Origin of the sequence: Lachnospira multipara ATCC 19207 (assembly GCF_000424105.1) — a bacterium.
GTDB lineage: Bacteria > Bacillota > Clostridia > Lachnospirales > Lachnospiraceae > Lachnospira > Lachnospira multipara.
The window spans coordinates 42,299-57,714 of the sequence record NZ_AUJG01000009.1; the positions used below are offsets into that span (position 1 = coordinate 42,299).

Annotated in this window: 12 protein-coding genes; 5 read left to right on the top strand and 7 right to left on the bottom strand. The window is 31.9% G+C overall.

Annotated features, from left to right (window positions below; translation table 11 throughout):
• Positions 1–9: 9 nt before the first annotated feature.
• Entirely contained in the window at positions 10–873 is an 864-nt protein-coding gene (locus G600_RS0108250; protein ID WP_027431524.1) for an NADH-quinone oxidoreductase subunit H, read from the bottom strand.
• Positions 870–2,798, bottom strand: coding sequence for an NADH-quinone oxidoreductase subunit 5 family protein (locus tag G600_RS0108255; protein ID WP_027431525.1), 1,929 nt, complete (start codon positions 2,796–2,798; stop codon positions 870–872). The genes G600_RS0108250 and G600_RS0108255 overlap by 4 nt, the downstream gene beginning before the upstream one ends.
• 217 nt (positions 2,799–3,015) lie before the next feature.
• Here G600_RS0108255 and G600_RS15050 point away from each other — a divergent pair, with 217 nt between their 5' ends.
• Complete coding sequence (locus G600_RS15050; protein ID WP_051195431.1) at positions 3,016–3,360, top strand: hydrogenase maturation nickel metallochaperone HypA/HybF; 345 nt, start codon at positions 3,016–3,018, stop codon at positions 3,358–3,360.
• A 61-nt stretch (positions 3,361–3,421) separates the two neighbouring features.
• Here the strand turns inward: G600_RS15050 and G600_RS0108265 are convergent, their stop codons facing one another.
• Complete coding sequence (locus tag G600_RS0108265) at positions 3,422–3,862, bottom strand: acyl-CoA thioesterase (RefSeq protein WP_207637195.1); 441 nt, start codon at positions 3,860–3,862, stop codon at positions 3,422–3,424.
• A 14-nt stretch (positions 3,863–3,876) separates the two neighbouring features.
• Positions 3,877–4,818, bottom strand: coding sequence for a tyrosine-type recombinase/integrase (locus G600_RS0108270; RefSeq protein ID WP_027431527.1), 942 nt, complete (start codon positions 4,816–4,818; stop codon positions 3,877–3,879).
• Between the two features lie 333 nt (positions 4,819–5,151).
• On the opposite strand from G600_RS0108270, the gene G600_RS0108275 reads away from it, so the two are divergent.
• Positions 5,152–6,549 (top strand): hypothetical protein, encoded by a 1,398-nt coding sequence (locus G600_RS0108275; RefSeq protein ID WP_027431528.1) that lies wholly within the window; start codon positions 5,152–5,154, stop codon positions 6,547–6,549.
• Between the two features lie 318 nt (positions 6,550–6,867).
• Here G600_RS0108275 and G600_RS0108280 read toward each other — a convergent pair whose 3' ends face one another.
• Positions 6,868–7,974, bottom strand: coding sequence for a glycosyltransferase (locus G600_RS0108280; protein WP_027431529.1), 1,107 nt, complete (start codon positions 7,972–7,974; stop codon positions 6,868–6,870).
• Positions 7,975–8,888: 914 nt separating this feature from the next.
• On the opposite strand from G600_RS0108280, the gene G600_RS0108285 reads away from it, so the two are divergent.
• The gene (locus G600_RS0108285; protein WP_027431530.1) at positions 8,889–10,070 is read left to right on the top strand and encodes a hypothetical protein; all 1,182 of its coding nucleotides are present in this window, start codon (positions 8,889–8,891) and stop codon (positions 10,068–10,070) included.
• 922 nt (positions 10,071–10,992) lie between these two features.
• On the opposite strand, the gene G600_RS0108290 is transcribed toward G600_RS0108285, so the two are convergent.
• Positions 10,993–12,186 carry a ParB N-terminal domain-containing protein gene (locus G600_RS0108290; protein WP_027431531.1) on the bottom strand — a complete coding sequence of 398 codons (1,194 nt, stop codon included), beginning with the start codon at positions 12,184–12,186 and terminating at the stop codon, positions 10,993–10,995.
• A 2-nt stretch (positions 12,187–12,188) separates the two neighbouring features.
• Complete coding sequence (locus G600_RS0108295) at positions 12,189–13,016, bottom strand: ParA family protein (protein ID WP_027431532.1); 828 nt, start codon at positions 13,014–13,016, stop codon at positions 12,189–12,191.
• A 961-nt stretch (positions 13,017–13,977) separates the two neighbouring features.
• On the opposite strand from G600_RS0108295, the gene G600_RS0108300 reads away from it, so the two are divergent.
• Both G600_RS0108300 and G600_RS0108305 read left to right on the top strand, forming a co-directional pair.
• A complete protein-coding gene (locus tag G600_RS0108300; protein WP_027431533.1) occupies positions 13,978–14,706 on the top strand; it encodes an acyl-[acyl-carrier-protein] thioesterase in 729 nt (242 codons plus the stop codon).
• 149 nt (positions 14,707–14,855) lie between these two features.
• Complete coding sequence (locus G600_RS0108305) at positions 14,856–15,059, top strand: hypothetical protein (RefSeq protein WP_027431534.1); 204 nt, start codon at positions 14,856–14,858, stop codon at positions 15,057–15,059.
• Positions 15,060–15,416: the final 357 nt, after the last annotated feature.

Sequence of the window (15,416 nt, forward strand, 5' to 3'; positions counted from 1 at the left end):
CAACCTCCATTATTTTATAATCATAAGAATTATTAAGTTAACTCCAGCAGTAAATAAAGTCACTACCCATGTAGTTTTAAGCATTGTCTGCCATTTTACTCTGGCGGAAGCATTATCAATTAATATTTCAAGAAAATATACTAATAACACTACGACTAAGGCAACAACTATGCTGATTGGATTTTTATTTACAACAAAAAGTGATACAACTGCCATTAAAAATACATTTTCATACCACTCAGTTACTGTAAATATAGCTAAATTCTTAGTTCCGATATCTGATGTTATACCCTTTACAATCTCCTGATTTGGATGGTGAGAAGTTGCTAAATCAAATGGTGACTTTCTCATCTTGATTGTAAGGATAAAGACAAAGGCTATGAAAAATCCTGGTAAGTACATAATTGCACTATCTGAACTTCTAGCAATGTCTGCTACGTTAAAGCTGCCTGTTGCAAGGTAGAAGCCAACGCAGGCAAATAATACTGCAGGTTCGTAAATCATCATGGATAAAAGCTCTCTTTGAGCACCGATTGATGCATATGGAGAACTTGTTACAACGCCTGCAAAATAAAGGAAAGTTGCTGCTGTACTCATTACAAAGAAGCACATTAAAATGTCAGTTCCTGAAAAGAACATTGCTCCTGTAAGAATCATTAAAACCATGTAAGAAATCAAAAGGAAATTCTGTGATTTTGTTACAGCAGTTTCTCTCTTAGTTAACAATTTTGATACATCATAGAAGGGCTGTAAAAGTGGCGGACCAACTCTTCGCTGCATTTTCGCAGATATTTTTCTATCTAGTCCATCTAGTAAACCGCCAATTAGTGGAGCTAGAAGGATGTAGCATATGGTAAGAATTATTCTAATCATAAGAACACACCTCCTATTATTCTACACATCATTACAACTATTACTGCTAGAGTAAAAATCTGTGATGGAATCATAAGTTTTCTTGAACCGATAATCTTATGGAAATAGAAATTAGACAACCAAAGGGTCTTTTCATTTCCTAAAGAATCTGTAAAGGCTCTGTTGTCCCCTGTGTTCACACCATTCATATAAGATAACTTAAGATCTTGCTTTTGCTGCTTACTACTTAGGTAAGCAAGGAATGGCACTGCAAATACAACAACGATTATTATTATCAAAGTAAATAAAACCTGATTTGACAATACATTTTCAGATTTACCAAACATCTCATTAACCAATGGATTCACAAAGGTTTCTGATACTAGTGGGAATAGGGCACATAGTGCAATCATAAGGATTGCGTGTATAGTAAGGGAAATCATTTCATTTTTCTTAGTCTTATCTTTAACAGGATTACCGTTTAGATGACTATGACTAATGATTTTGCCCATCCACTTTGTCCAATAAAAGGAAGTTGTTGCAGATCCAAAAATTATAAAGAATACTAAAACAATATTTCTTACGTCTACCGAAGCCTTTAGTGCTGCCCACTTGGAAATTAACATACCAAAAGGAGCAAGGAACATACCAGCAATACCAATAAACATAAAGATTGCTAGTTTTGGTAGCATGTAAAGAAGACCATGCATATCTTCTACGTCTCTTGAACCAAGAGCATTTTCTGTTGCACCAATGTCCTGGAAAAGAAGAGATTTTGAAATTGCGTGGAACATCATTAAAAATATTGCTGCCCAAACTGTCTCAGATGTACCAACACCAGCACAGGCCACCATAAGACCTAGGTTAGATATTGTTGAGAAAGCAAGAACTTTCTTTCCATCTGATTGAGCAATTGCCATGAAGGAGGTTATTAAAAATGTAAAACCACCTACGAAGGCTATCATTTCTCCTGTTAGTGTTCCTGACATAGCAGGAGCTAATCTTAGTAAAACATAGATTCCAGCTTTTACCATTGTTGCTGAATGTAGAAGAGCTGAGCTTGGTGTTGGAGCTACCATAGCACCAATAAGCCAAGTTGAGAATGGTAACTGAGCTGCTTTTGTCAAAGCTGCAAAAGATATTAAAGCAACGCAAATTACAGCACACTTTGACTGAATAGTACCCATGGATACTAAGACATGAAGATCAACATTTTCATAAGTATATCCATAGTAAACGATTGCGATTGCAAGAGCGCATCCGCCTAAAAGGTTCATCCATAATGCTCTAAAGGAGTTATTAACAGCTTCTTCTTCTCTTGTGTAGCCAATAAGAAGGAATGAGCAAATACTTGTCATTTCCCAGAAGAAGTCAATCCAGAGTAGGTTTTCTGATAGGACAAATCCAAACATTGCTCCAAGGAATAAGAATAGTAGAGCAAAGAAGTAATATCTTCTATCAGTAACGTTACTGTGGTGTGCGCTGTGGTGGTATCCATGCATATATCCCACTGCATAGACTACAATTAAGCTTCCTATAATTCCAACGATTATACACATTAAAATTGAGAGATAATCGATGTAAATGTGACCAACAACTTCGCGTGTTTCAGGTCCGAAGATCTCGTAATAGGCTATAAGAGCTGTTGGACAGATTGATAACAAACTTACCCAGGCCTTTTTATACTTAAAAGACAGATAAGTCACAACGCCCATTAGTACTATTTCAGCCGCTAATATAATGTGATCAACTAACTCAGTGTTATAGTAAAGAGTGATTGTTTCCATCCCTTTGCTAATCCATTGACATACTAGAACCCCAACAGAAACCATAATGACAACAGCTGATAAATAAGCTATAGCATTTCTGATTTTGTTAATTCTAGTACAGTACATTATTATGGCTATAACTAATGGAAAAATAATTAAGAATGGTATTATCGCCATAAGCACCCCCGTAAAATTATTTGACTTAATTTGTTATTTTATTTAGAAATGTTTTCTGTTAAGAATACATTTTTTTATAAGTCAATTCACATTACATTATATTATTTTTAGTGTTTGAATTCAATTATTTTTGAAAATAACTGACTTGTCATGACTGGTCTTATAGCAGGAAATTTTATATAATTTGGATAGTTTTTTTTAAGGGGGAAATGTAGCTATGCATGAAATGAGTTACTGTGTAAGAATTGTTGACGAAGCTATTAAAGCTTGTAAGGAGAATTCTTTAGAAAATGTATCAAGTGTTTATGTGGAAGTCGGCAGAATGACAGCTTGTGTAAACGAGCTTTTGATAAAGGCCTTTGATAAGGCAAAGAAAGATACTATTTTGGAAAATGCAAATCTTGTCATAACTAATCAAGATGTTGTGGCTTTTTGTGAGATCTGTAATAAAGAATTTAAACCTAGCATAGAAAATAACTACCTCTGCCCTATATGTAAGGGAGTTCAAAGTCGTATTGTTAAGGGTAGAGATTGCATTATTACTAGGATTGAAGGGGAGTAAAGATAAATATAGCCAGCCAAAAGGCTGGCTAGTGGAGTTGTAATGTTCTATGTTCTTTTGTTTATGCTTCTTTAATTTCGTTGAATTTCTCTAATATGGCATCTATCTCTGGATAATTTCTTTTTAGAGAGATTGGCTTGCCACTTTTATCTAGGAAACAATGCTCTGAGCTTCCAACACATTTAATTTCACATGTTTTTGAATCTGAAATAGTATATTTAATAGCTAATTTGATTCCGTTGTACTTAGTAACCTCTAAAGCTACATTTACAATGTCATAATAATGCGTCATTGATCTATATTTTGCTGAAACTGATAGAACGGGACTTATAATTCCCATTTCTTCCATCTTCTCATATCCCATTCCAATTTCTGTTAAAATATATGATCTTGCTTCCTCAAACCATCTAATGTAATTGCTGTGGTGGGCAATTCCCATTTGATCTGTTTCGTAGTACTGAACTTGGTGCTGGTAAGGTTTAATTGCTTTAATGTCTGTCATCATGATTCTCCTTTCTAATAGCCTGGATTTATGGATATTATAGACATTCTGCCATTAATATCTACGTCGTTTTTATTAACGATTCGTTCGTATCTATTCATCCATTTTGTTGTTATGCCTCCGAATTTTGCAACATTTTCCTTACTAACATTGCCCTTTAAAAGCATTATCATGGCGATGTGTCGTAGGCTCTGCATGGTGAAAGGAGCAATTCTTTCCTTTGGTGTGTTTACCATATCGATGTACTTTTGAAGTAATCGTTCTGTATCACGCATCTTTATCTGGTTATTTCTATTGTTGTAAAATAGCGGTCCGTGGGCTATTTCATAATCGCTTAAATATTTATCAAGAATCTTTGAAAGATCTGTATCTAATTCAAGAATTCTTCTGATTCTTTTGTTGTTATTTAAGCTAAGGGCTAGATGCTCTTCATCCACTAGCAATACATTTTCCATAGTCAAATGGCAGACCTCAGTATTAGTCAGGCCCAGCTTTAGGCATAAAGAAAATATAGTGAAAGCCCTATAATCATTACATTCTATACACTTATTTAGCACTAAGTCAATATCTTTAAGACTTGGTAAATCCTCTTCTTTTATGGTTTTATCCTGTTCTGGTAGGCTAAACTCTTTGAAATAATTAGTATATTCTTCTCCGTGATTTATCTTGTAATTCTCAATGAAGTCACATATAGAGCGCATTACAGAATATCGCATTACGGCGGTACTGTAGGAAAGCTTTTCCTTATTAATCTTGTTTAGCAAGTCCTCATAGAAGGTTTTCGTATCCTCCAATGTTAAATAGTAAGGATCGTGGCCAACACACTTTGTAAAATGTGTAACAACATTGTAGTATTCCTTCCTTGTTCTTGCTTTTAAATTAGTTTCAAAGTAAATCCAAATCTTGTCATTGAATTCTTTGCTGATATCTAAATTGACTTTGTTAATAGAAAACACCTCCTAAAGCAGTAGCAGTATTAGTATAAGTTAATTTTGTCATACATTGACGACATATGTCAAGCATTTTCAAAAAAACAAATCCCTCAACTTATCTCAAAATCAAATAAAAATCAAACAAAAAAGTAATTAAAGAAAAAAACGATTTTTGAACTGAGTTCAGAGTTTTATATCGATAATATTATTTATAAGTTATCCACAACAAAGCTAGTGTTTATGCACATTTCACCATTTTTACTGTGAATAAAATTATTTGATTTTATATCGCTAATCAAATATAATAGTATATGCGTTTTTAAATTTGTGACGTATTATTTAGACGGGGGTAAATTAATGGAACAATATTCAAGAAGATTCATCGAAGAGTTAGCTAACCATATTGATCCGCTTATTATTGATTACTTCAACAAAAAGAAGTCAGTCTATAAAGGTTTCAAAGCTGATAATGTTGCTGAATTAATAGATGAAGCTTTAATGGAACATCTTGAAGGTAAGACCAGTAGAGATGATTTAATTCCCATTATTAATAAAATTAAAAAATCTAGATTACAGAAAAGAGCTCGTTGGTATAAGAATTACATCAACGACATTAACACAATGAGCATTGATGATCCAAAGCATCCACTTGCTAATGATATCCAGATGGCCAAGACTATAGCTATCGATAAGTATGCTGATATTTTCGGAGATAAAGATATTCCAGAAATTATTGAGGATCGTAAAAATGCAGCTACTGAATGGAAGAACAACTCAAACAGTTTACTCATTAACTTTCCAGGTATCTCATCATTTACAGATAAGTCAATTTATAACTCTCTAAAGAATGATGTAATTATTAGTTCTTGGAAATATATTGAGTCAGAGCTTGCGGGTAACATAGATTCTTATTTAAGACAGTTCCCAGCTGAGTTGGTTGATAAACCACTCTTTAGTCCATCATCCTTTACACTTATGATGAACGAAGCATCAGAGAATATTTTACAAGAAATCATCACTGATGAAAATGGAACTGAACTTCTAGAGGTTCATGTTAACTCAGGTAAACTTAATCCACCTAAGGCAATGGACACTAACGATTTAAAACTTGTTAATGCTTTCATTTCCAATATCAATATGCAGGAGTTCTCAAGAGAGAAATCCGTAATCGTGGATTTGAATACTTTGGGTAAGGAAGTTGTAAATTATCATGTTGGTAAGAACGTTCTTAATAAGATTTCAAATTCTTGCCGCAAGCTTGTAGAATATAACTTCTTCTACGAGTCAGATGGAAGTAAGATTTTCTTCAACCTTTTCGATAATATTGTTATTAAGGAAGATGCTGAAAGACCTTATGCTATTGCTCAGTTCGGAGAAGTTTTAAGTAACGCCATCATTAAGAAGAAGCTTATCTCTATTACTTCTGCTTCTTATGATGTATTGCAAAACAATCTTTCAAAAATAATCTGCTACGCTATGAAACAGGAACAGATTGCAAACCAGGAAAACAAGGTGGGCGAATACAGCTACACTTATTTCCAGAAGATTGTTCGTTTTAAACTTAAGAATAAAAAGAAGAATCTTCAACTCATCCAAGATAGTCTTCAGGAATTCGTTGATAACAAAATTGCTATTGAAAGTTTCGAACTTAAGAATGGTGTTTTTATCATCAAGTTCCTACCACTCTCAGATGCTGAACTTGAAGATTTACAATTTGATAAGAAAGACAAATTAATAGATAACGTTGTAAAATAAAAAACTATGCTGCAGATTGATATGTACCCTCTTTACTGGACAATGTAAAGTTCAGTAAGGAGGGTACATATCAATCAGGCAGCATAGTTTTTTTAATCCTTTTTATCAAATACTAATATCTATAAATTTGAAGTTGCGCGTTTCTACGAGCGGTGCAAGGATGCACCGAATTGGCTGTCGGGAGCTTGCTCACGGACAGACATATTCGTGTGTAGACTTATAGTGCGACAGCGCGACATGAGCATGAAGCGTAGCGGAATGCGAATGCAGTCACCGCTCGACAAATCTCGATTTGTCAATCTACGGAATCACTTAAATTCAAATTGCTTCTTTCATCATACGAATAACTTTTTGAGCGGATTTTTCAATAGACAGCGATTTTGCAAGTTTTATATAATCAAGGCCTACAGAATACAAAGAATCGCGGTGCTCATACCAATACTCTATTTTGTGAACAAGATCTTCAGGATTTTCCGCCTTGTATTTGTTCTTTTCAGAAAGCGCATATATTGATGTTGAAGACAACTCACTGTCTGCAATAACGGGAACGGTTCCCTGTGCAAAGGCCTCCATACAGCCCATGCCTTCGATTTCCACATTGGCACAATGGACGTAAAGATCCGCCCGTCGGATTTCCTTTCTGAGCTCATCCTGCTCATAGAATCGCATGACCGGCGGGTTTGGCAGCGTTTTACCCAGCTTTTTGTATTCCTTTTCCAGCGGACCTCTCCCGGCAAGAATCAGCTGAATGTCCGCCGCATATTTACAGGCGCCGATGGCTCTGATCAGTGTTTTCTGGTCTTTTTCATTGGAATATCGCCCGACGCTGATGATTGTGAACATCCGATTCTTGTCAATGCAAGGCTCATCGGCAATGAACTCCGGAGGAATACCGTTAGATATCACGCAGAGCTTTGATTTGTATCCGCATCTTTCTAGTCGCTCACGTACTTTTTCCGTAGGACATTGTATCGCTCGGCAATACTGATAAACACCCCAGCGAAAAACATTCATGATGTTCATGTTGAACAGTTTGAAATTGAAAATCGGGACAGATGCCGTCATGTTTTCAGGGTACAGATGATACGTTCCAGTAATCGGGAGACCTTTTTTATGAGCGATCTTCGCCACCTGTATACTTAGTGGAAACGAATCTTCAATATGTACAATGTCCGCCCACGATAATGCCTCTTTTGCGACATCTGCATCCGGTTTTGCGAAATGGTAATTCTGCTTGTCCATAATTCCTTTAACAAGTGGAATATGCATTACCGGTACTGAATAATCGGATATACCGCCGTGATCTGATGAAAGCACCCGGACTTCTTCTCCCAAACGCACAAACTCTCTGACAAAGCGCTGAGTAGAGATCGAAAGGCCATTGCTTGTATTAAAGTATTCTCCGCAAACGATCAGTATTTTCATACATTAACTGTCCTCCGATAAATTCCAATCTGTAAATTTCTTATTAAATAAATAATACCATAACACAATTTAATATCCAAATAAATTTTACTATCTACATTTTTTCAAAATCACCTGTCTTAAATTCAATTTTTTATAAAAAGTTAGATTTCTTTAGTCTACATTATGTCTACATTTTTTCGAAATTTCCCTTTAAAAAATTCAAAGAAAAATTTTCCGATTCTAAAAATTTCATTTTGAAAAATGCCTTAATTTAGGTATTTTTTTATACTTTGTCGTCTTTTTCTTAAATTTAACTCGAACAAGTCTTCCTAAAACCGCATAAATACTGAATTCTAAAAAATCAAATTGTCATTTTTATTTTTATTAAGTTTATTGAATATAAAATTCACTACGATAATGTCGACAATTTTAGAGTAAATTTTTGTTTTTTTTAAATCGAATGTAGACAATTTCAGAGTAAATTTTTTCTATGTAGACAAAATTAGAGTAATTTTTGATTTTTTTCACCTTAATTTAAAATATTTTGTATACTAACAGTATATTTTACGCTGTAATTAGTATAATTTTTTATCTTTTTTTTTAGACTTCAAAAATCGGCATGTCTACATTTTTTCGATAAATAGGGCATTTTAGAAATTTTAAAGAAAAATTTCAGACTAAAAAAAGAAAATTGTAGATAAAATAAGAGTATTTTTGCGATTTTTTGTAAAAATTGCTCTACAAAAAAAAATTTCAAAAAAAACGTAGACAATTTCAGAGTAAATCAAGATAGATGTAGACAATTTTAGAGTAAATCGACGAAAAAATCGAGACTTTTCCACAATTTGTAGATATTTTACAAGTAAATACTTCAATTTGATAAAACCACAAGATATTGATAAACTCACAATAAAAAAAGGGGGTGAAAGATCTTGGATAAATTTGCTAATATCGGAAAAATTGTTATAGTTCCAGCTCTTGGTATTCAGAAAAACTACTCTGAAACTAGAAGCGTCGAAGTTCCAACTTTAGACTTTACTAATACAAGATGTAGTAATTGTATTAATAAATCAATCATTAACGCATTTCCTAAGTCATCAACTAAATATCAGCAAGCCTGTGATAACTGTAATAGTTGTCCTTACAAGTCTTTCACTAACCAGACCGTGACTGAAACAGTATATCATAATGAGAAAAATAAATTTGGTTACAAACCAATGCTTAAAGCTAACGGAATTAAGCTTTTACTACTACTCCACTTCTATCATCCAGATAGACATGGAATTATAGAAAACCTTGATGTTTTAGATTTAGCTAAGCAGCTTAATTGTAATCCAAAAACAATATGGAATAACCTCGAACTTCTAACAAGTTATTCATATATTGATTACGTTAAGTCAGATACTGATAAGGTTACAGTAATTATCAATAATTTCGAAAACTACTATCTTCCAGCAAATAAGGGAGGTCGTGGTTTTATTGTGTTATCTAGAGAACTTCTTAACCATTTAATTGCTATTAAGTCTTTAGTTGCGCTTCGAATTTATTTACGTGAGCTCATCAATCTTGATCAGACAAACTATAACGGAATCGTAAGCATAGATTCAGTAAATATCAAAGATATCAAGCGAGGCCTACCAGACTACTGCAAGCCTTGCATTATTAAGAGCTCTCTTGAAACACCAACTGACATTTTCAAAATCAATATCGAGAAGAAGATTATCAAGTTTACAATTAATGAGAAGTTCTTAGCTAAAAAGCAGAAAGAAAACCTTACTAATGAGTATGAGAAAATGTTTACTCAATTTGTAATGGACTTCAATAGAAACATTCCTATCATAAATTCATCTGGTCAGTATGAAAAACGATTTGAGGACTTCTTTAAAGATGAAACATGTGAATCAGGATTTAAGTTATTGAAATTTAGTCCAAAAGAAATTGAAAATATTTCAAGAATTGCTGTTCATTATTCTTATGATTATGTAATTGATGTAATACAAATTATTTACAAGAGCTATTATTTAACCAATCGTCAAAACGATATAAAAGACATTGGAGCCTTGATAAATTCAATATTACGATCTCAATTTAATAACAAAAATTTGGCTGCTTAAAACAAGTAGTCTTCTTTTTGTGTCCAGAAATTTTAAAAATTCACTTTCTCGTTTAATTTTAGCTCATTTTTTCTCTAAAAATATTAAATTATCATTTAATTTCCACAATTTTCAGTCATTTTTACCCTGAATTTTAAAACAAATTTAAAAAGTTTTATAAATAAGTAAGATTTTTATTCTTTTTACTAGAAAGTTTTCGACATTTTTTTGAATGTATTCAACTGTTTTTATCAGCTTTTCAACTATATCTTTTAAGCTTTCAACCTACAAAAAAAATATTCGACTATTAGGAAAATGTATTCAACATCCCTTAAAAGATTTCAACAATCCGCAGCAAAGAAATTTACTTTTGACATTCGTTGAAAACCGCACCACTACTGTGATTAAAAAAATTTGATTTAGCAATTAATGTTAATAATTAATGTATTGTATTTATGTTTATAAAAAGGGTATCTGGAATATATTTATTGATTTATAAATTAGATAAAAAAGAATTTTTAATATCGTTTTAACGATAGAATATGTTTATAACGTTACATGATCTCATTATTTAAGACTAACAATATATAATTTTATTACTTAATTTATGATAAAATCTTTAATGTTTTTCTCAAAGTATTTAAAATTACTATATGAATTATAAAAATTTAGGAAGTAAATTTTATTTTGGAGAATTTTCTTCTCTATTAAGCTCTTTTTAATTACTGTGATTAATAATTTAAAAGGGCTTGATTTATTTCTCCAGAAAATATAATTTACTTCCTGCTCTATTTTTTTTAAAATTTTCTCTTTTTGTGTATAAATCCAAATAATTTTTAAAATTATCCACAAAAAACTATGGCTTTAATTTGTCCATATAGCGACTTTTTTATTTAAAAGGATAAATTAATTAGCTTTTAACAAAAACGTCTATATGAGCAAATTAGAGGTTATTTAAAAGGTCATCCATTCTGCTCTTTAATAATTCAATTCTGAGACGTAAATCTGCATCATTTTTGATGACAGTTTTGTTATTCTTCAAAATGTCGAAATTATTTTCAAGTAAATTTAATGCCTGTTCTGTTTTTGCAATTGAAGAAATTCTTTTTAATTCTGAATCTGAAATTGCAGTGTTGCGTTGCTCTTTTTCTTTTTGAGCTTGCTTTAACTTTTCAAGGTTAGTTTCTAATCTAGCTCTTTCCTTTTCAGCCTTATCCTTAGCTTTAATTATATACTTGAGTTCATCTTCAAGATCTTCCTTGCTCTTAGTTGGCTGTGGAACGCTATTAATCTCATTAAGCTTGTTTTCTAGAAGGGTAAGCTTTTCATTTTTCTCTTCTAATTCTTTGGAAGCTTGCTGAAGTTTTTCTTGATATTCTTTAGCTTCTGCTTCCTTTTCTTCTGAGAGCTTTTTGATTGACTTATACTCTTCATTTTCAACCTTACCATTGTTCTTAATAAGATTTAAAATTGACATCTGAGCTTCTTCATCGAGCTTACCAAACTTATCAGCCTGGTTAAGATCAATACCGTTAGAGTTAAGTAATTCACTGAGCTCTGGAATTAACTTCTCGGCTGTAGTATATTTTCTTGCCTGTCTTTCACTGATGTTAAGTTGCTTAGCGATTTCAGCGTTAATATTGCTGATTTCACCCTTTAATTTCTTTGCTTCATAAAGCTCCTTAAGACGGCTAACTTCCCATCTCTTTACTTCCATTGAAGCTTCTCTTACATCATGGTTAGCAGATATAAGCATGATTTCTTCATCAAGTTCGCTTGTTGTCTGCTTTTCAACCTTACAAGGAATACCTGCTGGGAAAAGGTTGTTATATTCTTTATCTGTCATTGATGAAATAGCATTAAAACGTCTTTCACCTGATACTAATCTATATGTGTTTGTATCTACATCGAATAATACTGATAGATTGTGTCTTAGACCATTTACTAAGATACTTTCTTTTAATGCTTCAATACCATCCTGAGTGTACATTTCATTCTTAGGGTTTGCCTTAATCTGCTCCTTTGGAATGAACTTAAAGTTATATTGAGTTCTTGCTTGAAGATCCTTCATCTTCTCTCCAGCGTTGCCTAAATTACCTGATTTGGTTGTTCCTGCGCTAAAACTTTTTTTAGCCATAATTACTTTTCTCCTTTCAAGTATTTTGCAAGTTCTCTATAGTGCTTGTTATCCATTAATCCTAGATAATTTACAAGCTCTATATAATCCTGCGCTGCGCCACATCTCTTATCGTATGTTAAAAGTGGTTCAAATGTTGTATTTGACTCATTTACAGCAATACTATTTCTGATGTATGGTGGAAGGAATTTATCTCCGAACATATTTTCATAAGACTCAAACATCTGCTTAAAGAGTGTTGTTCTTCCAGCAACTCTTGTCATGAAAATACCTGCAAATTCAATATTTAAATTGTACTTTTCGTTTAATTCATCAACTGAATCTATAAGTGACATTAATCCATCATATGAGAAATTATCTACACAGATTGGAGTAATAATCTTATCACTTGCACACATTGCGCATGTTGTTAAATATGATTTAAATGGTGAATTATCGATGATGATATAATCGTATTTCTCTTTAAGAAGTGCTAAATTATGACGTAAATACAATTCAACGTTAGATTCTTTCATCTTGTCATAAATTACATATATTAGATTGTTTAATTCTCTTGATGCGGATAATATAGAAATGTTCTCGTATTCTGTTTCTGTAACATAATATTCGAGTTCTTCAAGATTATCCATCTTACTACAAAACAGCTGTTCATAGTTCTCATCTTCTATTCCTTCTGATAAACCAAACATTTTAGTTGTGTTCATCTGTGGATCTAGATCAATTAGAAGAGTCTTATAACCAGAAATTGCTAAAATCTGAGCAATTGTGATAGACGAAGTTGACTTACCAACACCGCCTTTTTCATTAATTAAGCTGATAACTTCAGACATTTTTGACCTCCCTTATTTCATCTAATATTCATTATACATCATATATTTTTTCATTCAAGGAAATTTCATCAAAAAGTACAATAATTTTGAACTGAGTTCAAACTATATTAGATGCTTTTATTTTTAACATTCATCTTCAAATCATCCTCAAATATTGTATCAAAGGAATATTTTGAACTGAGTTCACAATGCTTATATCCTACTCTTCCAACTAATACTTGGAAAGTGAATATTTTATGTTATCTAATAAGTTGAACTCAGTTCATTTTCTTTTTAATCCTATTAGATATTGTGATTGGATTTTGAATTCTAATTTAATAAATTGTGAACTGAGTTCAAAAATAATCTATGTTATTTATATTTATGTAGACTGGATTATGAACCAATTAATGATTAGCATTCGTTAAAATTTCCCTTTAAAGATTACTGATTCAAAATTGAACTCAGTTCACAATTATAATCTATAACAAACATAAAACTACAAATTTACAAATTACTAAGTTACTTAAACTATATTATACCTCATTCTGTACTTTATAATAACAGACTGAAAATTATATATCTCCATTAGAATATACCTCCAATTTTGAACTGAGTTCACATCTCATTAAAGAAATCTGAAAATATAGCAATTATGCAATACAAAATACATATAAACATACGTTCTTTGTTTCACGTGGAACAAGAACTCAAGGAATTAGAACTATTTGCGATTTTATTAAATCTTTAGGTGATTTTATATTTTAATCATGATAAAATAATTAATTGTATGACGACATAAGTAAAAAGCTTTAAATCTTATATTACAATGATATTAGTAGTTAGTTTTTATTAGAATTATGAGCTTATTAAGATATATGAGCTTTATGGTATATAAGAAATTGACAAATATAAGAAATCTGTAAGATTTAAGAGCATCTTCTTACAAATCACACGAAACTAAGAATAAGAGGTAGATTTAATGACATTTGAACGTTCTTATAGAATTGGTGTAGAGGATATTGGCTATGAAAATTTAGCCACAAACAAAACAATTTTAGAGATTATGGAAGATATTGCGTCAGTTCATTCAGCTTCCGTGGGCTTTGGCGTTAAGGAAATACAGGATAATAACGCTGCTTGGGCACTACTTGATTGGAAAGTAAAAGTTATTAGAAGACCAGATTATGACGAAGAAATCAAGGCAGTTACTTGGTCTAGAAAGGCTGACAGACTTTTAGCTTACAGAGATTTCAAATTATTCGATAAAGATGAGAATTTAATTGCAATTGGCAGTTCTAGATGGATTTACATGAACCTTGAGAAGCGTAGACCAATGAAGATTACTGCAGATATCATGGATAGATATGAGTCAGAGGATGTTTCTGTTTTTGATGAAGAAATTGCCAAGATCGATATCTCAGCCCTTGAAAATAAGCAGGAAATTGCTAGCTTAAACTATAAGCTTAGACGTAGAGACATGGATTATAACGGTCATATGCATAATATAAGCTATATTGATATTGCAAATGAAGTCCTTCCGGAAGAATTATATTTTAATAAACATTTTTCTGATATTAGAGTTGAATACAAGAAGGAAATCCTAAAGGATGACGATGTTGTGGTAAAGTATTTCCAGGATAATGACAGAGTTTTGGTAACATTTGAGACAGAGAATAAGCTTAATGCAGTTATAGAATATAAAAATTAAAGAAGATTGAAAGAAATAGGCCCTTATGGTATACTCAAATTAACAGAGATAGGTTAATTTAGTATACCTAAGGGCTTTTTTAATGCTTTTGAAAATGTATTTCTAACGGCCAAGAGTTTACTACAAATAGCCTAAAAGGAGGGATTTTTATGACACTAATTAATAAAGAGAAGTTTTTAAATGGTGTGGGAAAGGCTGTAGATGCTACTAATAATGCAGCTGATAAGGCTGAAGCTTATATTAAAGAGCACGAAATTGATAAGAAAACAAAGAAAGTAGCATCAGAAGCTGGAAAAACAGCAAAAAAGATTGGTAAAAAAGTAGGATCAAAGATAGCAGATTTTATCGAATAATGTTTTACGTGAAATATTGAAAAACTAATTATAAAAAGAGCTAAGTAATTTAGTTAAAACAATTTTAACTGATAAATTAAGTAAAATATATGTCTAATACTCAGAAAGCTAGATTTTATGCGCCTTTGTTGATCTTGAAACTGTATGACTTTGTATGAATGATGTGAAAAGGTTTTCATATTTTTAAAGTTTTAATACGTTAAAGCCGCATAAATACTGAATCAATAAATTGTGTAAAATCTAGTTCAAGACAAAAAAACAGTAAAATTTTTCAAAATAAGACAAAAAATCAGTAGTATAATATAAAATCGGTGATATAATAATACTTGTTCGTGAGACAGAAACGAACATTGAAAA